We start from the raw sequence: 20,690 nt of genomic DNA, 5'->3' as shown, positions 1-20,690 counted from the left end.
GGACCCCGGAAAGATCGGAAAACCGCATGACCGAGTACACCCCGTTCCGGCAGCTGTTCATCACGCCGGTGCTGCCGTTCCTGCGCGACGGCTCGATCGACGAAGCCGGCTACCGCGCGCTGTTGCGCCGGTTCCTGACGCCGGAGAACCTCGACGCGGGCGTCGCGATCGTCGCGAACCCCGAAGCGGGCGAGATCTACACACTCGACCGCGCCGAGCGCAACCGCGTCGTCGAGCTCACCCTCGAAGAAGTGGCTGGCCGGACGCCGGTGCTGGGCGGGGTCGCGCACGTGACGACCGCCGGCATGGTCGAATGCGCGAAGGACGTCCAGGCCGCGGGTGTCGACGGCCTGTTCATCCTCCCGCCGATCGGGTCGGCCGACATCACGCTGTCGTGGAACGCCGACGCCTACCCGGAAGTGTTCCTCGACGTCCTCACGGCGATCGCGGACGCGGTCGACCTGCCGCAGGTGATCCACCCGGTCGGCCAGTTCTCGGCCCGCTACGGCCCGGGCCTGTCGGCGGACGTCACGCGGCAGATCATCGCCGCGGTGCCGCAGGTCGTCGGCTGGAAGATGACCTACAACTACGACGGGTTCCGCGAGATCGCCGGCGTGCTGCGCGCGGCCGGTCGGCCGGTCGGGATCTACGGCGCGGTCGGGAAGTACTTCCACGAGAACCTCGCCAACGACACGCTCGACGGCACCAGCGCCGGGTCGTTCAACTTCGCGCTGGAGCGGATGGTCGAGCACATCTCGGCGTGGCGCAAGGGAGACGTCGCCCGGGCCACCGAGATCTGGCGCGGCGGCCTCGCGGCGTTGCAGGACTACATCTTCTCCGACTTCGGGCGCCTCCACATCCGGTACAAGGCGGCCACGTGGCTGCGCGGGTTCATCGGCAACCCGCTGATGCGCCCGCCGGTGCCGGCCCCGCGCCGGCAGGAGATCGCGGACCTCACCCGGCTGCTGCGCGGTGCCGACCTCACGACCCGCCCGGACGACGAGATCTCGCGGCTGGCGGTGGAATTCGGCCTCAAGTAGCCCTCGGCTTCGTGCAACGGAGAACAGTCATGACGAGATCCCAGCTCCCGGCCGGCGTGCTGCCCGGCCCGGACCGGGCGCGCGCGGCGGCCGGGATCGCCGCGCGCGTCGACCGCATCCCCGCCGGCCGGTTCCACGCCCGGCTCGCCTCGCTCGTCGGCGTCGGGACCTTCTTCGACGGGTTCGACGCCATCTCCCTCGCCGTGCTCCTGCCGGTGGTGGTCAAGGGGTTCGGCATCAGCCTGGCCCAGGCCGGCCTGATCATCAGCGCCGGTTACCTCGGGCAGTTCGCCGGCGCGATCGCCGTCGGCCTGCTCAGCGACCGCATCGGGCGCCGGCGCGCGTTCCTGCTGTCGCTCTCGATCATCAGCGTGCTCGCGGTGTTCTGCGCGTTCGCGTGGAGTGCGCAGAGCCTGCTGGTGTTCCGGCTGCTGCAGGGGATCGGGCTCGGCGCCGAGGTCCCGATCGCCGGCACGATCATCAACGAGTTCCTCGGCCGCGCGAACCGCGGCCGGATCGGCGTCGTCTACCAGTCGCTGTTCAGCTGGGGACTGTTCTTCGCGCCGCTGATCGCGCTGCTGCTCACGTCGTCGCTCGGGCCCGGCACCGGGTGGCGGGTGCTGCTCGGCCTCGGTGCGCTGCCGCTGATCGTCGTCGTCATCGGGTTCTTCGCGCTGCCGGAATCGCCGCGCTGGCTGGCGCAGCAGGGCCGGCTCGCCGAAGCGGACGCCGTGGTGGCGCGGATGGAGGCCGGGAAGGACCTGCCCGCGCCCGCTGCCGCCCCGGTCGCCGAAGACCGGGCCTTCAGCCCCGGTGAAGTCCTGCGCGGCCGGTACGGGCGCCGCACGCTCCTGCTGATCGTCCTGTGGTTCCTGGCTTTTTTCGTGACCTACGGCTACTCGTCGTGGCTCCCCACGATCTACGTGTCGGTGGGGAAGCTGAGCGCCACGTACTCGCTGACGCTGACCGTGGTCCTCGGCGCGATCCAGGTGCTGATGTGTTACGTCGTCGCCTGGTGCGTCGAGCACCTGGGCCGCAAGCGGTCCCTCGCCTACGGGTTCGGGCTGGCGGTGGCCGGCGGGTTGTTCGGCTTCTTGAACATCGTCGTGCTGGACAACACGACCTGGCCCTACCTCTTCGCCACCGGCATCGTCATCGGCGTCGGGATCATCTTCCCGGCAACCTCGCTGTACGTGTACACCGGCGAGCTCTACCCGACCCGGATGCGCGGCTTCGCGACCTCCCTGACGAGCAGCTTCGCCCGGCTGGCCAGCATCGTGTCGCCCCTGGTCTTCGGTTTTCTCCTCGGCGCGCCCGGCGGCGCCGGCCTGGTGTTCGCCGTCCTCGGCGGGGCCGCGCTGATCGGCACGCTCACCACGGCGTTCGCGGGCATCGAGACCCGCGCGAAGAGCCTCGAGGAACTCTCGGCCTGACTTGTCCGCCGTAGCCGGCACTGCCCTCCTCGCGTCGACCGGCAAGACGACTCCCCGCCGTCTTGCCGGTTGACGTGTCGTCTCTTCTCCTGCTCTACTGAGTAGAGCGTAGTTCTGCTAGACAGAGACCGGCCAGCGATGGCCTGAGGAGAGTCGACGATGACGGACCAGTCCGGCACCCTGTCCGACGTGCGGCGGGGCATGATCCCGGCCCACATCTACAACGACCGGGAGATCTTCGAGCTCGAACGGGAGCGCGTGTTCGGCCGGGCGTGGCTCTTCGTGGCCCACGAATCGGAGATCGCGAAGCCGGGCGACTACGTGGTGCGGCGCGTGCTGGACGACTCGTTCATCGTCACCCGCGACGAGAAGGGCGAGATCCGCGCCCACTTCAACATGTGTCTGCATCGCGGGATGCAGGTCTGTCGTGCGGAGATGGGGAACGCGTCGCACTTCCGCTGCCCCTACCACGGCTGGTCCTACCGCAACGACGGGCGCATCGTGGGCCTGCCGTTCCACCAGGAGGCCTACGGCGGTGAGGCCGGGTTCAAGCGCAAGGGCCAGCGGCTGCTGCCCGCGCCGAACCTGGACACCTACAACGGCCTGATCTTCGTGAGCCTCGACCCGGACGCCGAACCCCTGGCGGACTTCCTCGGCGACTTCCGGTTCTACCTGGACTTCTACACCAAGCAGAGCGCCAGCGGCATCGAACTGCGCGGCCCGCAGCGGTGGCGCGTGAAGGCGAACTGGAAGATCGGCGCGGAGAACTTCGCCGGCGACATGTACCACACGCCGCAGACCCACACGTCCGTCGTCGAGATCGGGCTGTTCCGCGAACCCAAGGCGGAGAAGCGCAAGGACGGCGCCACCTACTGGGCCGGCAACGGCGGCGGCACCACCTACAAGCTGCCACCGGGCGGGTTCGACGAGCGCACGCGCTACGTCGGCTACCCGCAGGAGATGGTCGACCGCATGAAGACCACGTTCACCGAGCAGCAGCAACGCGTGATCGGCGAGGACGGCTTCATGATCTCCGCCGCGTCGGTGTTCCCGAACCTCTCGTTCGTGCACAACTGGCCGCGGGTCGCCGACTCCGACGACGTGCTGCCCTTCATCTCGATCCGCCAGTGGCAGCCCATCAGCGAGAACGAGACCGAGGTCCTGTCCTGGTTCGCCGTCGACGCCGAGGCGCCCGAGGAGTACAAGGCGCTGTCCTACAAGGCCTACTTGATGTGCTTCGGTTCCACCGGCATGTTCGAGCAGGACGACGTCGAGAACTGGGTCTCGCTCACCAACACCGCCGCCGGCTCGATGGCGCGGCGGCTCAAGCTCAACAGCCGCATGGGCATCCTCGAGGACGACACGGAAGTCGTCCCCGCCCTCACCCCCGAGCAGTTCCACGGCCCGGGCACCGCCCACACCGGCTACGGCGAGTACAACCAGCGCGAACTGCTCACCCGCTGGGCCGACCACCTCGACCGGCCGGTCAAGGCGCCCACAGCGCTGGAAGTCGGCTCCGAGAACGCCCGGAACGCGGCGGAGGTGCAGGCATGACGACCGGCACGACGAACCCCGGAACCCACTCCAGCCGCTCGGCGCTCGGTGCCCACGCGTCGCGCGTGCAGCGCACCGGACGGCCCCTGCGGTTCGACGACGCCCGCCACCTGCAGGCGCACCAGTGGCTCGTGGACGAGGCCTGGCTGCTCGACACCCAGGACTACGAGCAGTGGCTCACCCTGCTCACCGACGACATCCACTACCTGATGCCGGTGCGCGTCACCACCGCGCTCGGCGCCGGCTTCGACACCGCACCCGGCATGGCCCACTTCGACGAAGACAAGTACTCGCTCTCCCGCCGCGTCGCGCGGTTCCTCACCGAGCACGCCTGGACCGAGGACCCGCCGTCGCGGCTGCGCCACCACCTGTCGAACGTGCGCACGTTCGCCGCCGACGACCCGGACCACCTCGTCGTGGAATCGGCGACACTCCTGTTCCGCAGCCGCGGCGACGTGCTGCCCGGCTCGATCGTCTCGGCCGGCCGCGAGGACCTGCTGCGCCGCGGACCCGGCGGCTGGCAACTGGCGCGGCGCACGATCCTCGTGGACGACTCCGTGATCCGCATGCAGAACCTGGCGATCTTCCTGTGACGCTGCACTGGGAAGGCGAGGCCGAGGACGCCCGCGCGGCGGCCGCGGCTGCCGCGGACCACGACGAACTGGTCGCGCACACCACCGGCGAGGTCATCCGGCTCGGCAACGAGTTCGCGGAGATCGTGGTGCGGCGCGTCGAAACCCGCAACGGCGCCCGGCTGCTGGTCGAGTCACCCAAATCGGGCCAGTGGGTGGCACTGTGCCCGCTGGAGCTGGAAGCGCTGACCTGGCAGAACACCGAGACGTTCTCCGCCATGATCGGGCACCCCTTCGGCCCGCTCGTGCCGGCGGAGGAGGAATCGTGACGGGCTGGCTGGACGGTCGCCGCGCGCTCGTCGTCGGCGCCGGCTCCGGGATCGGGCGTGCGGTGGTCGACGCGTTCCGCGAGGAAGGCGCGCGCGTGGCCGTGCTCGAACGCGACGCGGCCAAGGCGAAGGCGCTCGCGGCCGGGGCGCCGGACGTGCCGGTCACCGTCGGGGACGCCACCACGCGCGCGGCCAACGACGCGGCGGTCGCGGCCGCGGTCACGGCGTTCGGCGGGCTGGACGTGCTGGTCAGCTGCGTGGGCGTGTTCGACTTCTACCGCAGCATCGAGGACCTCGACCCCGACGTGCTCGACGACGCGTTCGACGAGATGTTCCGCACCAACGTCAAGAGCCACCTGCACTCGGTGAAGGCCGCGCTGCCGGAGCTGAAGCGCTCGGGCCACGGGGTGGTGCTGCTGACCGAGTCGACGTCGTCGTACTACCCGGGCCGCGGCGGCGTGCTCTACCTGTCCTCGAAGTTCGCCGTGCGCGGGCTCGTCACCGCGCTCGCGCACGACCTCGCGCCCGAGGTCCGCGTGAACGGCGTCGCGCCCGGCGGCACCCTCGGCACCGACCTGCGCGGCCTGCCGAGCCTCGGCACGGCCGGGCGCAGTCTCGGCGACACCCCGCGCCGCGCCGAAGAACTCGCCGCGCGCGTCCCGCTGCACGTGGCGCTCAGCGGCGAAGACCACGCGTGGAGCTACGTGTTCCTCGCGTCCGACCGCGCCCGCGGCATCACCGGGCACGCCGTCCACCCCGACGGCGGCATCGGGGTGTCCGCGCCGCGCAAACGATCCTGAACGACTGCGTCGAATGATCCTGAACGACCGTGTCGATGATCCTGAACGGAAACCCATGGCCAAACTCACCGCCGACACCGGCCTCTGCCAGGGCTACGGCAACTGCCTCACCACCGCCGCCGACGTCTACGACATCGACGACGACGGCAAGGTGGTCCTGCTGACCGAAACCATCCCCGACGCCGACCGCGCCCGCGTCGAAGCGGCCGCGCGCAGCTGCCCCGTCAAGGCGCTGGGCGTGGTGGACGGATGAGCGGCACCGTCGTGATCGTCGGCGCGTCGGTCGGCGGCGTGCGCACGGCGCAGGCGCTGCGGGCGGAAGGACACGAAGGCCGGATCGTCCTCATCGGAGCCGAGCCGCACCTGCCCTACGACAAACCGCCGCTGTCCAAGCAGTTCCTCTCCGGCGCGTGGGAGCACGAGCGGCTCGCGCTGCTGACCGAGCAGGACGCGGCCGCCGCCGGGATCGAGCTGCGGCTCGGCGTGGCGGCGACCGGGCTCGATCCAGCGGCCCGCGTTGTCGAACTGGCCGACGGCACCCGGGTCGCCTACGACACGCTGGTCGTGGCCACCGGTGCCGAGGCGAGGCCGTCACCGTGGCCGGCCCCGGGGGTCCACGTCCTGCGGTCCCTTGTGGACGGTGCGGGACTGCGGGCCGCGCTCGCCGAGGACGGCCCGGTCGTGGTTGTCGGGGGCGGGTTCATCGGCGCCGAGGTCGCGGCCACGGCCCACGCCGCGGGCCAGATGGTGACGATCGTCGACCCGCTGCCGGCCCCGATCGCGAGGGTGCTCGGCGACGAGGTGGGCCGGCTGGTCAGCGACGTGCACCGCCGCCACGGCGTCGAAACCCGCTTCGGCACCGGCGTCCGCGACGTCACCGGTCGCGCCGGCGCGCTCGAGGTGAAGCTCACCGACGGATCGGTGCTGCCGGCCGGCACGGTGGTGGTCGGCATCGGCGCGGTCCCGGCGGTCGGCTGGCTGGCCGGTTCCGGCCTGGAGCTGGACGACGGGCTCGTGTGCGACGAGTACTGCCGCGCCACCGGGCACCCGGAGATCTTCGGCGTCGGCGACGTCGCGCGCTGGTTCCACGGCGGTCACGGTGAACACGTGCGCGTCGAGCACTGGACGAACGCGGTCGAGCAGGCCGCCGGCGTGGCCCGCACCATCACCCACCCCGCGGCGCCGGTGGCGTACCGGCCGACCGAATACGTGTGGAGCGACCAGTACGACTGGAAGATCCAGATCGCCGGGCGGCCGCAGCGGGCCGACGGGTTCGAGCTGGCGGGCGATCCGGCGGCCGACCCGCCGCGGTTCGCCGCGCTCTACCGCAGCGGCGGCGAGCTCTCGGCCGTGGTCACCGTCAACTGGCCCAAGCTGCTCGTCACCGCGCGGCGCCTCATCACCGCGGGTACCCCCTACGAGGAAGGACTTTCCGTGCTGGACAAGCTGATCACGCCGGTGGGTGCGGCATGAGCGCGTACGCGGAGCAGCGGCAGCTGGTGTCCGACGCCTGCCGCGTGCTCGCCGCCCGCGGCCTCGCCGAAGGGTTCCTCGGGCACATTTCCCTGCGCGTGGACGAGAATCGCCTACTCGTGCGCTGCCGGGGACCGCGCGAGCGCGGGCTCGCCTGGACGACACCCGAGGACATCCGGCTCGTCGACCTCGACGGCGCGGCCGCGGCGCCGGGGGAGCTGGACGACTGGTCCGTGCCCAACGAGCTGCCACTGCACACGGAGGTGCTGCGCACCGATCCGGCGGTCACCGCCGTCGTCCACGCGCACCCGCCGGCGGTCGTCGCGGCCGACCTGGCGGGGCTGGCGATCCGGCCCATCGTCGGCGCGTACGACATCCCCGGCGCCAAGCTCGCGGCCGGCGGCGTGCCCGTGTACCCGCGCGGCGTGCTGGTGCGGAACCGCACGCTGGCGGGGGAGATGGTGGCCGCGATGGCGGGCCGTCCGGTGGTGCTGCTGCGCGGGCACGGGCTCACCAGCAGCGGCGGATCGGTGCAGGAAGCCGTGCTGCGGGCGCTGTCGGCCGACACGATCGCGCGGATGGCGTTGTCCGTGGTGAGCGCGGGCGGGCGGCTCGCCGACCTGCCGCCCGAGGACCTGGCCGAACTGCCGGACCTCGGCCCGGCGTTCAACGAAGGCGTCGCGTGGAGCCACGAGCTGGCGCGCCTCGGCACGCCGGGTTAGTGCAGCAGCGGCGCGGCCTCGACGATCGTCTCCTTGAGCCGCTCGCCGATAAGCCGCACTTCCGCGCGCGAGAGCCGCCCCACCGGCAGCGACACGTTGATCGCGAGCCGCACCGGGAGGTTCCCGGCGGGGAAGGCGACGGCGACCGACGCGACGCCTTCTTCGCTTTCCTCGTTGCTGGTCGCGTACCCGCGCCGGCGCACACCGTCGATCTCCAGCTCCAGCTCGCTGCGGGTGCCGATCGAGTTGGGCGTGAGCGTCTCCAGCTGTTCGTCGGGGTACATGCGGCGCAGGTCCTCGGTGGAGAACTCCGCCAGCAGCGCCTTGCCCGTCGACGTGCAGTTGGCCGGCATCGCCTGCCCGAGCCGCGACGCGACCCGCACCGCGCGAGGGCTTTCGAGGGCTTCGATGAACCGCACCGTGGTGCCGTCGAGGATCGCGAGGTGCACGGTTTCGGCGAGCTCGCTGTTGAGCTTCTCCAGGAACGGCCGCAGCGTCTCGCGCACGTCGAACCGTTGCAGGATCGCGAACGCGACGGCGGTGAGCGACGTGCCCGGCCGGTACGCCTTCGTGCGCGAGTCCTGCCGGATGAAGCCGCGGTACTGCAGCATCGCCAGCAGCCGGTGCGCGGTGGAGGACGCCACCCCCAGGTACTCCGCCACGTCCGTCATCCGCAGCTCGGGGCGATCCCCCAGCAGCAGGAGGATTCGAAGAGCCTTGTCCACCGAATCGATCGGGTACTGCGGCGCGGGCGAATGGGCACCGGCGGCGTCGAGAGCAGGCTTCTTCATAGCAGAAGCGTACGGCAACCGGACGATCCGGCGGAGCGGTGATCAGCTTCTCCGGTCCGGACGGACATTCGCGGGCGAGCAGTTTTCGATCGCTCCTTCGTTGCGGTGGGCGGCCAAACCCGGACGGTTCGGGGCGGAGACGGGGTCCGCGCTCGGGAGACGCCGCCGGGGCGTTGCCGCGCCCCGGGTCCCGCCCTCCGGCCGGTTGCCCGTGCTTCTTGACCCTGACCACAACCTCTGTTAGACAGAGCGCGCTTCTTCATCGCAGAAGAAACTGGTGAACCATGACCGTTGCTGTTCAGTTCTCCTCGCCGCGAGAGTCCCCACCGCGGCGCCGTCTCGGCGCCCTGATCGCAGCGATCGCCCTCGGGGCCGCCGGGTGCTCCGCGTCGGCCGCGTCCGGGGATTCCGGCGCGTACACCCTGGGGCTCATCACCAGCCAGACCGGGACCGGCAGCCAGCTCGGTGTCGGTGAGCTGCAGGGCGCGCAGCTGGCGGTGGACCAGATCAACGCCCGCGGCGGCGTCAACGGGAAGCAGCTGAAACTGCGCACCGCCGACGACCAGAGCAACCCCGCCCAGGCCGTGCTGCAGACCCGCAAGATGCTGGGCGGTGTCGACGCGCTCGTCGGGCCGTCGCTGTCCGGGCCGTGCCAGGCCGTGATCCCGCTGGCCACCAGCGCGCAGCTGATCGACTACTGCCTTTCGCCCGGCGTGAAGCCGAAACCCGGCTCGTACCAGTGGTCGGCCAGCGCCCCGACCGACACGCTCGCCGACCGGCTGCTGGCCTACTGGAAGGGTCAGGGCCTCACCCGCGTCGGGCTGATCTACACCACCGACGCGAGCGGTCTCGACGGCGCGCACGCCGTCCAGCAAGCCGCCGCGCACACCGGGGTTTCCGTGGTGGGGCAGGCGAGTTACAGCCCCAGCGCGGTTTCGGTGACGTCGCAGCTGCAGGCCGCCACTGCCGGCAAACCGCAGGCGCTCGTGGTCTGGAGCAGCGGCGCGGCCGCGGGCGTCGCGTTCAAGGGCATCGACCAGATGGGCCTGAAGCTCCCCGTCGCCACCACCGACGGCAACCTCACCTACGCCTTCCTGCGCCGCATCGCCGACTACACGCCGGACACGCTGCTGATCCCGGCGACGCGCGATTTCTGGTGGCAGCAGCAGAACCCGAGCACCGCGGTGCAGCAGCTGGAACGCGGCTACCACGACGAGTTCCGCGCCCGCTACGGCGCCGACCCCGACTTCGGCCCGGGCGTCGCCTACGACGGGGTGCTCCTCGTCGCGCAGGCACTGGAGAAGGCGCACGGCGACGCGACCCAAGCCCGCGACGCGCTGGAGAGCCTGCGCGGGGTGTCCGGCGTCGTCGGCACCTACACCTTCGCCCGGAACGACCACCGTGGCATCGACGCCGAGGACGTCGGCATCGTGCGCGCGGTGAACGGCCGGCTGACCTTCGTCGGGAGATGAGCTCGACCATGACCGGACTGATCCAGGTCCTCATCGGCGGTCTCGCCGACGGGGCCGTGTACGCGCTGATCGCGCTGGGCGTCTCGCTCGTCTACTCGATCAGCCGCATCATCAACCTGGCGCAGGGCGGCTTCGTCGTCCTCGCCGCGCTCCTGGCGGTGTCGATCCAGCAGTGGCTGGGGGTGCCGCCGCTGGTCACCGTCGTGATCGTGGTGCCGCTGTTCGCGCTGCTGATGGCCGGCGTCGAACGCGTCGTGATGGCACCCGCCGCCGCGCGGGCCACGCCGGACCGGATGCTGCTCGTCACCGTCGGCGTGCTGCAGGCGATCGGCGGGCTGCTGCTGCTCGCGTGGGGCAACCTGCCCTACACGATGCAGCCGTTCAGCGGGGACACGGCGATCACGATCGGCGGGGTCCGCATCGTTTCGCAGTACCTCTGGATCATCGGCGCGCTCGTCCTCACGGTCGTCGCGCTGTGGTTCCTGGTGCAGCGCACGAATCTCGGCTTGACGATGCGCGCCACGGCGAGCAACCCCGAAGCCGCTTCGTTGCAGGGCATCAACGTCGGGCGCGTGCGGCTGCTCGCGTTCAGCATCGCCGGAGCGATGGCCGCGCTCGCCGGCACGACGGTCATCCCGGCGACGTTCCTGCAGTTCTCCACCGTCACGCCGTACGCGGTCGCCGGGTTCATCGCGGCGGTCGCGGGCGGGCTCGGCAGCACGGCCGGCGCCGTCGTCGGTGGGCTGGTCCTCGGACTGCTGCAAGGACTGTTCAGCCGCTACACCAGCGGTGACCTCGCGCAGGTGATCGCGATGGCGGTGCTCATCGTGCTCCTGCTCGTGCGACCGACCGGGCTGCTGGGGAAGACGAGCGAGGTGCGCCGATGACCACGCAGGAACAAACCACTCCCGCCACCGCGATCCCGTCGCGAGCCCGGCCGGGCCGTTCGCCCGCACGCCTGGCCCTGGCGGCGCTCGGCGTGGTCGTCGCGCTCGTGCTGCCGCTGCTCGTGCCCGGCTGGCTGGGGCTGCTCGTGATCGCCGGGATCTTCTTCCTGATCGTGCTCGGGCTCAACCTGCTCATGGGCTACGCGGGGCAGGTTTCGCTGGGACAGACGCTGTTCATGGCACTGGGTGGCTACGGCGCGGGCCTGCTCACGCTGCGCTGGCACTGGCCGACGCTCGTCGCGATGGTCGTCATGGCGATCGTCTCCGCCGGCGTCGCGGCCGGGCTCGGCACGGTGTTCCTGCGGCTGCGCGGCTACTACCTCGCGCTCGCGACGCTCGGGCTGGCCGTGATCACGGAGTCGCTCGCGTCCGGGCTCACCGGGTTCACCGGCGGACCGTCGGGGCTGGTGGGCGTACCGAGCCTGCGGCTGGGCACGTTCGACCTCTTCAGCGACCAGGCGAACTACTACCTGCTGCTCGTGGTGTGCGGGCTCGGCGCGTGGTTCGTCGGCAACCTGCAGCGGTCCCAGACCGGCCGCGCGCTGTCGGCGATCGCCGCCGACCCCGCGGCCGCGACGATGCTCGGCATCAACGCGTCGCGCTACAAGACCAGCGCATTCGTCGTCTCCGCCGTCTACGCCTCGCTCGGCGGCAGCCTCTACGCGTACTACCTGCGGTTCATCTCGCCGGAAGTCGTCGGCGTGACGGTGGCGCTGAGCATCGTGATCATGCTCGCGCTGGGCGGCGCCCGCACGATCGTCGGGCCGCTGCTGGGCGCGCTCGTGATCCAAGGGCTGCCGGAGGTCGGGCAGAGCTTCGCGTCGTGGTCGCCGTTCGTGGCCGGCGTCGTGCTCATCCTCGTGATCACCTACCTGCCCCGGGGGATCTGGGGCACCGTCAAGAAGGCGGCGCAGCGATGACGAACGAGACCCCGCTGCTGGCCGTCCACGGCCTGACCCGCCGCTTCGGCGGGGTCACGGCTGTCGACGACGTCAGCTTCACCGTCGCGGAGGGCACGGTGCGGGCCATCATCGGCCCGAACGGTGCCGGCAAGACGACGCTGCTGGACCTGATGACCGGCTTCACCGCGCCCGACGCGGGCCGGGTCGAGTTCGCCGGCCGCGACATCACCGGCATCCGGCCGCACCGGCTGCCCGCGCTCGGTCTCGCGCGCACGTTCCAGTCCGCGCGCCTGGTGGGCACGTTGACGGTGCGTGAGAACGTGATGCTCGGCGGCTACCGGTTCACCCGCGCGCGGTTCCTGTCCGACGGGCTGCGGCTGCCGCGGACCCGCCGCGAGGAACGCGCGCTCGGCCGGCGCGCGGACGAGCTGCTGGAGTTCCTGGAACTCGGCGCGTTCGCGGACCGGCCGGCGGGGGAGCTGCCGGCCGGCGCGCAGCGGCTCGTCGAGGTCGCGCGCGGTCTCGCGGGCGGTCCGACCTTGCTGCTGCTGGACGAACCGGCCGCGGGCCTCGACGACACGGAGACCGGCGAGCTCGCGGCGGCGCTGCGCGCGGTGTGCGCCGGCGGGATTTCGCTCGTGGTGATCGAGCACAACATCGAGCTCGTGATGACCGTCAGCGACCACGTCACCGTTCTGGACGCGGGGCGCGTGATCGCCGACGACGTGCCGCAGCGGGTGCAGGCCGACCCCGCCGTGATCGAGGCCTACCTGGGAGCGAAGCCATGAACCTGACCGTGCGCGGGCTCGACGCCCGCTACGGCTCCACCCGCGTGCTGCACGACGTCTCGTGCGAGGTGCCCGACGGCACGATGGTCGCGATGATCGGCGCCAACGGCGCGGGCAAGACCACGCTGCTGAAGTGCATCGCCGGCCTGCACCGCCCGGCGAAGGGTGAGATCACGCTCGGCGGTTCGCCGGTCACCGGCCTCGCCGCGCACCACGTGGCCCGTCGCGGTGTGTGCCTGGTTCCGGCCGGGCGGCAGCTGTTCGGGGACCTGACCGTCGTGGAAAACCTCCAGGTCGGGCTGGGCCGCCGCGGCGGGGCGGAGCGGCTGGACCGGGCGTACGCGCTGTTCCCGGTGCTGCGGGACTTCGCGGACCGCCAGTCGGGCCTGCTGTCGGGTGGGCAGCAGCAGATGCTGGCCATCGCGCGCGCTCTGGTGCGGGAGCCGGAGGTGCTGCTGCTGGACGAGCCGTCGCTGGGGATCGCGCCGCTGCTCGTCACGGAAATCCTCGGGGTGCTGCGGCAACTCGCCCGCGACGGCGTCACGATCCTGCTCGCGGAACAGAACGCCGCGGCGGCGCTCGCGATCGCCGACCACGGTGTCGTGATGGAGAACGGGACCATCACCCGCACCGACACGGCCGCGGCGCTGCTCGCCGACGAGGACGTGAGCCGGCACTACCTCGGCACCTCCGCCGATCCCGTCTCGGTCGGCCACGCGCGTGCTCTGCCGGCCGGTTTGCGGCAGCCACTGTAGTCCACAATGGAGGATCGGCCATGAAGCTCGTTCTGGTGCACGGCGGCTGGCAGGGCGGCTGGGCGTGGGACGCCGTCGCCGGCGAACTGCGGGCAGCCGGCCACGAGGTGTTCGCACCCACGCTGCGCGGCCTGGAGGACGGTCCGGTGGACCGCGCCGGCGTCACCCTCACCACGATGGTCGACGACCTGGTCCGGCAGCTGGCGGCCTTCGACCGGTTCGTCCTCGTCGGCCACAGCGGCGGCGGCCCGGTGATCCAGCTCGTCACGGAACGCCTGGCCGGGCGCGTCGAGCGCACGGTGTTCGTCGACGCGTGGGTGCTGCTCGACGGCGAGTGCATCAACGGCGTGCTGCCGGCCGAGCTCGTCTCCGGAGTGCGTGCGCTGGCCGAGCAGTCCGCCGACAACACCATCGACCTGCCGCCCGCGCTGTGGTCGGCGTCGTTCATGCAGGACGCCGACGCGGCCACCGCGGACGCCGTCACCGCGCGCCTGGTGCCCACGCCGTTCGGCTGGTTCACCGAACCGGTGCGGCTTTCGCGGTTCTTCACCTCGGGGGTGCCGAGCAGTTACGTGTACCTGCGGGAGGACCAGGCCGTGCCGCAGTCCGTGTACCAGGCCGCGGCGGCTCGCCTGGCGGACCCGCGGATCGTCTCGTGCGCGGGCAGCCACGAAGCCATGCTGACCAACCCGGGTGAGCTCGCCGCCGCGCTGCTGAAGGCAACCGCGTGAGCTTTTCGGGCTCGCTGTACTACGACGAGCTGCTCCCGGACGGCCCGCCGGCGGCCACCGCCGTGCTCGTCCACGGCGGCAGCCTCACCGGCGCCTGCTACCTGTCCACTCCGGACGGACGCCCGGGCTGGGCGCCGACGTTCGCCGCCCGCGGTTACCGCGTGCTGGTGCCGGACTGGCCCGGCACCGGCCGCAGCGCCACGATCGCGCCGGACGACGTGACGGGCGCCGTGGTGTGCGCTGCCCTCGCGCGGCTGCTGGAGGAGCAGGAGGCGCCGGTGGTGCTCGTCGTGCACTCCATGTCCGGGCCGTTCGGGTTCCGCTTGCTGGCCACGCATTCGGCGCGCCTGTCCGCCCTCGTCGCGCTCGCCCCGGGCCCACCCGGCGACATCCAGCCGGAACCCACCGTGCTCCGGTCCACTCCCGGCGAACTCGAAATCCAGGGTGAGTACCTCCGCTGGCGCCTGCCCCGCAGCGGTCTCTGGTGGCCCACCGAGGCGTTCGCGCGCACCAAGATGATCGGCGCCAGCACCCGGTTCCCGTCCGGCTCCTTCGACGCGTTCCGCCGCCAGCTCGTCCCCGTCCCCGCCGGGCTGCTCGCCGAACGCCAGAACGTCGACGGCCGCCAGCTGCGCACCACCGGCCCCGTGCCCGGCACCCCCGCCCTCGTCCTGACCGGCGACCACGACACCGACCACCCCCGCGAAGCCGACGCGGCCACTGCTCGCTGGCTGACGGACCTCGGCGCCACCGTCACGCACCGCTACCTCGACGACCCGGCCCACACGGGCAACGGCCACCTGCTGATGAGCGAGGACAACAGCGAAGAACTCGCCGAACTGGTCATCGACTGGTTGACGGAACAGACTCGCTGACCGGCTGCGCCGGAATCCTTTCCCGCCACGGAAGCGGGTCGGCGGTGACCACGGTCCACGCGTGCAGATTTCGGGGTTTGGCCAGCACAACGGAGCTCTCCGTGACCTGGTCGTGGACGAACAGCGCGTGGCTGCACGCTTCGTGCCAGGCACTGATGCGTTGCTCGCGGGTCGCCGCGTGGCTCGCGATCTCGGCACTCAGACCGAGCAGGCAGTGCGCCGAGTGCAGGAACGCGGCGGCCTTTGGCTCGTCGGCGTGCTCGAGCTCGAGTGGGGTGCGCCCTTCGCAGACCATGCAGGCGCACGGCCACAGCTGGTCGATCGCCGGGGTGTTCGTGAAGATGCGCCGACACGTTTCGTACTTGTGGTAGCCGAGCAGTGCCGGCACGAACACCGAATCTCCGGACACGAGGTGCGGCCGGCCCGCCCTGATGGGGTAGAGGTGGCGCAGCGAGCTGGTGGTGCCCATCGCGGCGGCGTGCGCGCTGTGGCAGAGCGCGCCGATCGCGGAGAGGTCGCACCGCAACAGGAGCACGGGGACAACACTCGCCTCGAGTAGCTGGATGACACCGCGGACGACGAACTGAGTGCCGAAGGGGTCGGTGCCGTGCTCAAGGACCAAAGCCACCGGGACGGCGTGCCGGTTGATCTCGGTGACGAGGGCGGTGGCGATCGCCGCGGTCGCGAACCACCGGGCAGCCAGGGGGAGCACGGCGACAGCCGGTTCGGGCTGCCGGGCGGCGGATCGCAGGATCGTGCGGAGGCCGGTGAGGTTGCGCGGTGCGAGGTAACCCGAGTCGGTCAGCGGGAGCAGACCCGATTCGCGCTGGCGCCGGCACCACGCGGGATGCGTGCCGCTGCCCGCGCTGATCCGCCGATTGCCGGAGTACCGGTCGGCGTCACACAGGATCGGGCCGGTGAACTGCCGGTCGTGCAGGTACCGCACAGCGGCTTCCGGTGCCGTGCTCGTCAGCACGATCCCGGTGTCGTGCTCGCGGCCGAGTTCCAGGACCGCATCGAGCTGCGACGGCCGGCACTGGATCAGGAGCTTTCCGGCGAGCTGCTCCAGCGCATGATCCACCTCTCCACCGTGAACGATGACTCGATCACCTGTCACCGGTGCTCACCCCGATGCCGCGCGGGACGGCACTGGCGGCGTAGCAGTCGTTCACCCAGGGCAGGCACGGTGATTCTTGTGGGTGGTCCCGCAACCGGCAAACGCCGCAAACCACCCAACGGCTGTCCGGACAGGATCCTCGAGCCGTTCAACCGAAGTTCAGTCCCGGGTCACGCGGCGGAACACCCCGCGCTCAACCGGCGCGACAACTCTGGCCGGGTTCCCACCACGGTTCCCCGAAGCCGGAAGGATTTTCGATGAGCAGCTCCCCGGAGCCCGGAAACGGTCTGACCCGCCGCAGAGTCCTCGGTGCCGCCGCGGCGGGTGGGCTGGCGGCCGCCGCGACGGTGTTGCCGCCGAACGTGCGCAGTGCGCTGGCGTCGCCGCGGCCGAACGGGGCGAAGCTGGGTGACATCAAGCACGTCGTGATGCTGATGCAGGAGAACCGCAGCTTCGACCACTACTTCGGGACCCTGTCGGGGGTTCGCGGCTTCGACGACCCGCACGCGCTGCGGCTGCCGAACGGCCAGTCGGTGTTCCACCAGCCCGATCCGTCCAATCCGGACGGTTACCTGCTGCCGTACCGGCTGAACACGAAGATCAGCGCGGCGCAGGCGATCCCGTCGACCAGCCACGCGTGGGGCGTGCAGCACCAGGCGTGGAACGGCGGCAAGATGGACAACTGGCTGCCCGCCCACCTCGCGGCCGACGGCGCCACCAAGGGCCCCTACACGATGGGCTACTTCACGCGCGAGGACATCCCGTTCCAGTACGCGCTGGCCGACGCGTTCACCATCTGCGACGCCTACCACTGCTCGGTCCTCGGCCCCACCTGGCCGAACCGCTACATGTGGCTCTCGGGAACGATCGACGCCGACGCGCAGTTCGGCGGCCCGTCGCTCGAGACCGGCAAGGTGCCCGACGGCCACTTCACCTTCAAGACCTACCCCGAGCGGCTCACGGAAGCGGGCGTCAGCTGGAAGGTCTACCACTCGCCGGGCGGCGCGACGGGTCTCCCGCCGTTCTCCGCGATCAAGCAGTACCACGACGCCCAGCCCGGCGACCCGCTCTACGAGCAGGCCATGAAGACCACGCCGCTGGGCCAGTTCGAGTACGACGCGATGAACGACCAGCTGCCCACCGTCAGCTGGCTGCTGCCGCCCAGCGCCTACGACGAGCACCCGGCCAACCTGCCCGCCGCGGGCGCCACGTTCGTCGCGAGCAAGATCGACGCCATCGCCGCCAACCCGGAGGTCTGGGCCAAGACGGTGTTCATCCTGTCCTACGACGAGAACGACGGCCTCTTCGACCACGTCCTGCCGCCCACACCGCCCGACGGCACACCCGGCGAGTTCGTCACGGCCACCTCACCCAGCGGCATCAAGGGCGGCGGCCTGCCCACCGGCCTCGGCTACCGCGTGCCCTGCATCGTCGTCTCGCCCTGGACAGCGGGCGGCTGGGTCAGCTCGGAGACGTTCGACCACACCTCCCAGCTGCGGCTGCTGGAGCAGGTCACGGGCGTCGCGGAGCCCAACATCTCCGCGTGGCGCCGCGAGACCGTCGGGGACCTGACGTCGGTCTTCCGCTTCACCGACTCCCGCAAGGCGCCGCCCGTCCTGCCAGACACGTCGGGCGCGTACACGCTCGCACAGTACGAGGTGGCCCAGCTCCCGAAGCCGACGGCGCCGACGAGCGGGCAGGAGGTGCCGCACCAGGAACGCGGGCACCGGCCCCATGTGGGCTGAAATCCGGTTGCGCCGCCGGGGAAGGTGAACCCGGCAGGGGCTCGGCACGCCGGCCTGCTTTCCCGAGCTCCTGCCTCGGCGGAATTTGAGTGGGAGAGTGGCCGATGCAGGTGAAGAACTCGGAAGTCTTGGACATCTGGTTGCGGATCGCCGCCGATGAGCGCGTGTCGCGACGAGGGGACGCGCTTGCCGGGCGTGGCATCACCGTCGACGCGCTGGCGACGATGTGGGCCCTCGAGGTGGGGAAGCCGTCATTACCGGGCTTGGCACTGGCCGACCTCCTGATCGAGTTCGGCAACCTCATCGACCGGCTCGCTGAGCTGTGGCGTTCCTCCGACGACGATTCCGTGCCGCGGTTGATGTTCGAGGACCGGCTCGAGGACCTCGTGGTGGCCATGGAGTCGTGGCTCGTCGCGCGGCAAGACACCTGGGCTAGCTCGTCGCGCGGCGGAGGGCGTCGACGGTGGTTTCCGGGGACGTGTTGAAGCAGAACACGATGCCGGGGACCAGCTGGGCGAGGAGGTTCACCACGCGCTCGAACAGCAGCGTGTGCTCCGCCGCCATCCGCACGGCCCCGCCGATCATGGCGACGCGCAGCGGGTTCGCGGTCACCACGGCGCGGACCCGCTTCTCCGCCTCGTCCGGGTCGGCGGGAACCAGGCAGGAGACGACGTCGAAGCCCGCTTCGCGCAGTGCCGCTTCGGCGCCGGCGATGCGGGTCAGCAGGGTCCCCTCGTCGAGCCCGGGGTGGCGGCTGTAGTCGAGGTCGCTCGGGTGCAGGCCGAGCGAAAGGATTCCGGTGACGGGCGAGCTCATCACCCCAGCCTGGTGGCCGGGCGCCGGCGGGGCCAGGGCCGTCGCCGCCTGGGATCGGCGGTACCACTCCCGGCGACGGCGGTTCGGGCACGATGGGGCAGGTGGACAGAGCCGAACTGGCCGCCGTCTTGCGGACGGCGCGGGGGCGCGTCAAGCCGGGCGACGTGGGGTTGCCCGCGGGGCCGCGCAGGCAGGTGCCGGGGCTGCGGCGGGAAGAGGTCGCGCAGCTGGCGGGCCTCGGGGTGGACTACGTGGTGCGGCTGGAGCAGGGCCGGGGCCCGAAGCCCTCGCCGCAGGTGCTGGCGGCCTTGGCGAGGGCGTTGCGCCTCGGTGCGGACGACCGCGACACCTTGTTCCGCCTCGCCGGCTCCGAACCACCGCAGGCGGGGCGGGTGCCGATGCTGGTGCGGTCGAGCGTGCTGCGCCTGCTCGACCGCATGGCCGAACCCGCGCTGGTGCTGTCGGCGAAGTCGGACGTGCTGGCGTGGAACCCGCTGGCCGCCGCGTTGTTCGGGGACTTCTCGGCGATCCCGCCGGCGCGGCGCAACCTCATCCGCCAGCGGTTCCTCGGCACGGGCGTCGGCCGGGTCGAGACGTCCGCGGACACGCCGGAAGCCGCCGAGTGCGTCGGGTGCCTGCGGACGGCCCAGGCGCGGTACCCGGACGACCCCGATCTGGCCCGCCTCGTCGCCGACCTGCGCGCCGGCAGCCCGAGGTTCGCGGCGCTGTGGCAGACCGGCCGCTCGGGGCGGCTCAGACCGGGCAGCACGACGATCCGCCACGCCGAACTCGGTCCGGTCACCCTCGACTGCGACGTCCTGCTCGAACCCGAGACGGACCAAGCTGTGCTCGTCTACTCGGCGAACCCCGGCACGCGCGAAGCCGAAGCGCTGGACCTGCTGCGGGTGACCGGCCTCGAGCAGTTCACCTAGCCCAGCGCGATCGCGGTGACGCCGGCCGCGGCGATGAGGAGGCCGGTGGCCTGCTTGCGGTTCCAGCGTTCGTGCAGGAGCAGCCGCGCGAGGATGATCGTGATCGCCGGGTACAGCGACGTGATCACGGCGACCACGGCCAGCTGCCCCGCGCCGGTCGCGGCGACGAACAGCAGGTTGGCCGCGCCGCCCAGGATGCCGCCGGCCGTGGCGGGCCAGAAGGCGCGTGGGAGGGACCCGCGCTGCGGCCGGAACCAGAACGCCACGACGATCAGCAGCACCGTCCCGACCGCCTGACCGGTCACGAGCGGCCAGGTGCCCGCACCCGTCCCCGCGCGGTCGAGGCCGATGAACAGCAGTGCGAACCCGGCCCCCGCGATAATCCCTTCCACCACCCCGGACCGCCGCCGCTGCGGCTCGTCGCCGACGTGCTGCGACACGAGCGCGATCGCCGGCAGCACGAGCACGATCCCGGCCCACGACAGCCACGACAGCCGGTCGCCCGTGGCGAAGCCGACGAGCGCGGGCAGCGCCGCCGCCAGCACCGCCGACACGGGCGCCACCACGCTCATCCGCGCCGTCGCCAGGCCCCGGTACAGCGCGAACGTCCCGACGGCCGTGCCCACTCCGCTCAGCGCGCCCCACAGCAGCTCGGCCGGAACCGGAAGCCGGGGCCCCGTCACCAGCACTGCGACGAGCCCGGCCAGCAGGCTCCACGGCTGCGCGAGCACCGCGATCGCGTTCGGATCACTGCGCCGCCCGCCGACGCCGGCGACGAAGTCGGAAGCGCCGTAGCTCAGCGCGGACAGCAACCCCAGGAGAACTCCCACCCACCCCATTGTGCCGACGGCCCGCGGTCACCGTGCGGCTCGCCGGGGCGGACCCTCGGCTACGCA

General features: G+C 71.6%; 23 protein-coding genes. 19 read left to right on the top strand and 4 right to left on the bottom strand.

Annotated features, from left to right (window positions below; all coding sequences use genetic code 11):
• Positions 1-26 precede the first annotated feature (26 nt).
• The 9 genes from ACIA77_RS07615 to ACIA77_RS07575 all read left to right on the top strand — a co-directional run bounded on the left by ACIA77_RS07615 (position 27) and on the right by ACIA77_RS07575 (position 7,923).
• A complete protein-coding gene (locus ACIA77_RS07615) occupies positions 27-1,040 on the top strand; it encodes a dihydrodipicolinate synthase family protein (RefSeq protein WP_395884973.1) in 1,014 nt (337 codons plus the stop codon).
• A gap of 29 nt (positions 1,041-1,069) precedes the next feature.
• Complete coding sequence (locus tag ACIA77_RS07610) at positions 1,070-2,473, top strand: MFS transporter (protein WP_395884972.1); 1,404 nt, start codon at positions 1,070-1,072, stop codon at positions 2,471-2,473.
• A 159-nt stretch (positions 2,474-2,632) separates the two neighbouring features.
• Entirely contained in the window at positions 2,633-4,027 is a 1,395-nt protein-coding gene (locus ACIA77_RS07605) for a Rieske 2Fe-2S domain-containing protein (RefSeq protein ID WP_395884971.1), read from the top strand.
• Positions 4,024-4,620: a 3-phenylpropionate/cinnamic acid dioxygenase subunit beta gene (locus ACIA77_RS07600; protein ID WP_395884970.1), complete on the top strand. Its 597-nt coding sequence runs from the start codon at positions 4,024-4,026 to the stop codon at positions 4,618-4,620. The genes ACIA77_RS07605 and ACIA77_RS07600 overlap by 4 nt, the downstream gene beginning before the upstream one ends.
• Complete coding sequence (locus ACIA77_RS07595; protein WP_395884969.1) at positions 4,617-4,928, top strand: hypothetical protein; 312 nt, start codon at positions 4,617-4,619, stop codon at positions 4,926-4,928. The genes ACIA77_RS07600 and ACIA77_RS07595 overlap by 4 nt, the downstream gene beginning before the upstream one ends.
• On the top strand, positions 4,925-5,728 hold the full coding sequence (hcaB, locus tag ACIA77_RS07590; RefSeq protein WP_395884968.1) for a 3-(cis-5,6-dihydroxycyclohexa-1,3-dien-1-yl)propanoate dehydrogenase: 804 nt from the start codon (positions 4,925-4,927) through the stop codon (positions 5,726-5,728). The genes ACIA77_RS07595 and hcaB overlap by 4 nt, the downstream gene beginning before the upstream one ends.
• A 55-nt stretch (positions 5,729-5,783) precedes the next feature.
• The gene (locus ACIA77_RS07585; protein ID WP_395884967.1) at positions 5,784-5,981 is read left to right on the top strand and encodes a ferredoxin; all 198 of its coding nucleotides are present in this window, start codon (positions 5,784-5,786) and stop codon (positions 5,979-5,981) included.
• Positions 5,978-7,201 (top strand): NAD(P)/FAD-dependent oxidoreductase, encoded by a 1,224-nt coding sequence (locus ACIA77_RS07580; protein ID WP_395884966.1) that lies wholly within the window; start codon positions 5,978-5,980, stop codon positions 7,199-7,201. The genes ACIA77_RS07585 and ACIA77_RS07580 overlap by 4 nt, the downstream gene beginning before the upstream one ends.
• Entirely contained in the window at positions 7,198-7,923 is a 726-nt protein-coding gene (locus tag ACIA77_RS07575; RefSeq protein ID WP_395884965.1) for a class II aldolase/adducin family protein, read from the top strand. The genes ACIA77_RS07580 and ACIA77_RS07575 overlap by 4 nt, the downstream gene beginning before the upstream one ends.
• Here ACIA77_RS07575 and ACIA77_RS07570 read toward each other — a convergent pair.
• Complete coding sequence (locus ACIA77_RS07570) at positions 7,920-8,714, bottom strand: IclR family transcriptional regulator (protein ID WP_395884964.1); 795 nt, start codon at positions 8,712-8,714, stop codon at positions 7,920-7,922. The two genes, ACIA77_RS07575 and ACIA77_RS07570, sit on opposite strands and share 4 nt — an antisense overlap.
• Before the next feature lie 284 nt (positions 8,715-8,998).
• Here ACIA77_RS07570 and ACIA77_RS07565 point away from each other — a divergent pair, with 284 nt between their 5' ends.
• From ACIA77_RS07565 to ACIA77_RS07535, 7 genes are read left to right on the top strand one after another with little or no spacing between them, the layout of a single operon-like run.
• Positions 8,999-10,186, top strand: a complete 1,188-nt coding sequence (locus ACIA77_RS07565) for an ABC transporter substrate-binding protein (RefSeq protein WP_395884963.1) — start codon at positions 8,999-9,001, stop codon at positions 10,184-10,186.
• An 8-nt stretch (positions 10,187-10,194) separates the two neighbouring features.
• Positions 10,195-11,073, top strand: coding sequence for a branched-chain amino acid ABC transporter permease (locus ACIA77_RS07560; RefSeq protein ID WP_395884962.1), 879 nt, complete (start codon positions 10,195-10,197; stop codon positions 11,071-11,073).
• On the top strand, positions 11,070-12,053 hold the full coding sequence (locus ACIA77_RS07555) for a branched-chain amino acid ABC transporter permease (RefSeq protein WP_395884961.1): 984 nt from the start codon (positions 11,070-11,072) through the stop codon (positions 12,051-12,053). Before ACIA77_RS07560 ends, ACIA77_RS07555 begins: the two co-directional genes overlap by 4 nt.
• Positions 12,050-12,823: an ABC transporter ATP-binding protein gene (locus ACIA77_RS07550; protein WP_395884960.1), complete on the top strand. Its 774-nt coding sequence runs from the start codon at positions 12,050-12,052 to the stop codon at positions 12,821-12,823. The genes ACIA77_RS07555 and ACIA77_RS07550 overlap by 4 nt, the downstream gene beginning before the upstream one ends.
• Positions 12,820-13,578, top strand: a complete 759-nt coding sequence (locus ACIA77_RS07545; RefSeq protein WP_395884959.1) for an ABC transporter ATP-binding protein — start codon at positions 12,820-12,822, stop codon at positions 13,576-13,578. Before ACIA77_RS07550 ends, ACIA77_RS07545 begins: the two co-directional genes overlap by 4 nt.
• Positions 13,579-13,598: 20 nt before the next feature.
• Positions 13,599-14,309: an alpha/beta fold hydrolase gene (locus ACIA77_RS07540; protein WP_395884958.1), complete on the top strand. Its 711-nt coding sequence runs from the start codon at positions 13,599-13,601 to the stop codon at positions 14,307-14,309.
• Entirely contained in the window at positions 14,306-15,184 is an 879-nt protein-coding gene (locus ACIA77_RS07535; protein WP_395884957.1) for an alpha/beta fold hydrolase, read from the top strand. Before ACIA77_RS07540 ends, ACIA77_RS07535 begins: the two co-directional genes overlap by 4 nt.
• Here ACIA77_RS07535 and ACIA77_RS07530 read toward each other — a convergent pair.
• The gene (locus ACIA77_RS07530) at positions 15,153-16,265 is read right to left on the bottom strand and encodes a hypothetical protein (RefSeq protein WP_395884956.1); all 1,113 of its coding nucleotides are present in this window, start codon (positions 16,263-16,265) and stop codon (positions 15,153-15,155) included. The genes ACIA77_RS07535 and ACIA77_RS07530 overlap by 32 nt on opposite strands.
• A gap of 293 nt (positions 16,266-16,558) precedes the next feature.
• Between ACIA77_RS07530 and ACIA77_RS07525 the strand changes: the two genes are divergently transcribed.
• Positions 16,559-18,046, top strand: coding sequence for an alkaline phosphatase family protein (locus ACIA77_RS07525; protein WP_395884955.1), 1,488 nt, complete (start codon positions 16,559-16,561; stop codon positions 18,044-18,046).
• A gap of 104 nt (positions 18,047-18,150) precedes the next feature.
• Positions 18,151-18,531: a hypothetical protein gene (locus tag ACIA77_RS07520; RefSeq protein ID WP_395884954.1), complete on the top strand. Its 381-nt coding sequence runs from the start codon at positions 18,151-18,153 to the stop codon at positions 18,529-18,531.
• Here ACIA77_RS07520 and ACIA77_RS07515 read toward each other — a convergent pair.
• Positions 18,479-18,862, bottom strand: coding sequence for a hypothetical protein (locus ACIA77_RS07515; protein WP_395884953.1), 384 nt, complete (start codon positions 18,860-18,862; stop codon positions 18,479-18,481). The genes ACIA77_RS07520 and ACIA77_RS07515 overlap by 53 nt on opposite strands.
• 101 nt (positions 18,863-18,963) lie before the next feature.
• On the opposite strand from ACIA77_RS07515, the gene ACIA77_RS07510 reads away from it, so the two are divergent.
• Positions 18,964-19,794, top strand: a complete 831-nt coding sequence (locus ACIA77_RS07510; protein WP_395884952.1) for a helix-turn-helix transcriptional regulator — start codon at positions 18,964-18,966, stop codon at positions 19,792-19,794.
• On the opposite strand, the gene ACIA77_RS07505 is transcribed toward ACIA77_RS07510, so the two are convergent.
• Positions 19,791-20,624, bottom strand: a complete 834-nt coding sequence (locus tag ACIA77_RS07505; protein WP_395884951.1) for an EamA family transporter — start codon at positions 20,622-20,624, stop codon at positions 19,791-19,793. The two genes, ACIA77_RS07510 and ACIA77_RS07505, sit on opposite strands and share 4 nt — an antisense overlap.
• Between the last annotated feature and the right edge of the window lie 66 nt (positions 20,625-20,690).

The organism is Amycolatopsis sp. NPDC051903 (genome assembly GCF_044452505.1).
GTDB lineage: Bacteria > Actinomycetota > Actinomycetes > Mycobacteriales > Pseudonocardiaceae > Amycolatopsis.
Note: the sequence above shows the minus strand (reverse complement) of the source record. Positions and strands in the feature narration are given on the sequence as shown.

What these genes read in the sequence shown, in the direction of transcription:
- ACIA77_RS07600 (WP_395884970.1), top strand. Translation starts at nt 4,024, where the DNA reads ATGACGACCGGCACGACGAACCCCGGAACCCACTCCAGCCGCTCGGCG.
- ACIA77_RS07580 (WP_395884966.1), top strand. Translation starts at nt 5,978, where the DNA reads ATGAGCGGCACCGTCGTGATCGTCGGCGCGTCGGTCGGCGGCGTGCGC.
- ACIA77_RS07515 (WP_395884953.1), bottom strand. Translation starts at nt 18,862, where the DNA reads ATGAGCTCGCCCGTCACCGGAATCCTTTCGCTCGGCCTGCACCCGAGC.
- ACIA77_RS07550 (WP_395884960.1), top strand. Translation starts at nt 12,050, where the DNA reads ATGACGAACGAGACCCCGCTGCTGGCCGTCCACGGCCTGACCCGCCGC.
- ACIA77_RS07565 (WP_395884963.1), top strand. Translation starts at nt 8,999, where the DNA reads ATGACCGTTGCTGTTCAGTTCTCCTCGCCGCGAGAGTCCCCACCGCGG.
- ACIA77_RS07605 (WP_395884971.1), top strand. Translation starts at nt 2,633, where the DNA reads ATGACGGACCAGTCCGGCACCCTGTCCGACGTGCGGCGGGGCATGATC.
- ACIA77_RS07610 (WP_395884972.1), top strand. Translation starts at nt 1,070, where the DNA reads ATGACGAGATCCCAGCTCCCGGCCGGCGTGCTGCCCGGCCCGGACCGG.
- ACIA77_RS07545 (WP_395884959.1), top strand. Translation starts at nt 12,820, where the DNA reads ATGAACCTGACCGTGCGCGGGCTCGACGCCCGCTACGGCTCCACCCGC.
- ACIA77_RS07575 (WP_395884965.1), top strand. Translation starts at nt 7,198, where the DNA reads ATGAGCGCGTACGCGGAGCAGCGGCAGCTGGTGTCCGACGCCTGCCGC.
- ACIA77_RS07615 (WP_395884973.1), top strand. Translation starts at nt 27, where the DNA reads ATGACCGAGTACACCCCGTTCCGGCAGCTGTTCATCACGCCGGTGCTG.
- ACIA77_RS07560 (WP_395884962.1), top strand. Translation starts at nt 10,195, where the DNA reads ATGACCGGACTGATCCAGGTCCTCATCGGCGGTCTCGCCGACGGGGCC.
- ACIA77_RS07525 (WP_395884955.1), top strand. Translation starts at nt 16,559, where the DNA reads ATGAGCAGCTCCCCGGAGCCCGGAAACGGTCTGACCCGCCGCAGAGTC.
- ACIA77_RS07570 (WP_395884964.1), bottom strand. Translation starts at nt 8,714, where the DNA reads ATGAAGAAGCCTGCTCTCGACGCCGCCGGTGCCCATTCGCCCGCGCCG.
- ACIA77_RS07585 (WP_395884967.1), top strand. Translation starts at nt 5,784, where the DNA reads ATGGCCAAACTCACCGCCGACACCGGCCTCTGCCAGGGCTACGGCAAC.
- ACIA77_RS07520 (WP_395884954.1), top strand. Translation starts at nt 18,151, where the DNA reads ATGCAGGTGAAGAACTCGGAAGTCTTGGACATCTGGTTGCGGATCGCC.
- ACIA77_RS07555 (WP_395884961.1), top strand. Translation starts at nt 11,070, where the DNA reads ATGACCACGCAGGAACAAACCACTCCCGCCACCGCGATCCCGTCGCGA.
- ACIA77_RS07540 (WP_395884958.1), top strand. Translation starts at nt 13,599, where the DNA reads ATGAAGCTCGTTCTGGTGCACGGCGGCTGGCAGGGCGGCTGGGCGTGG.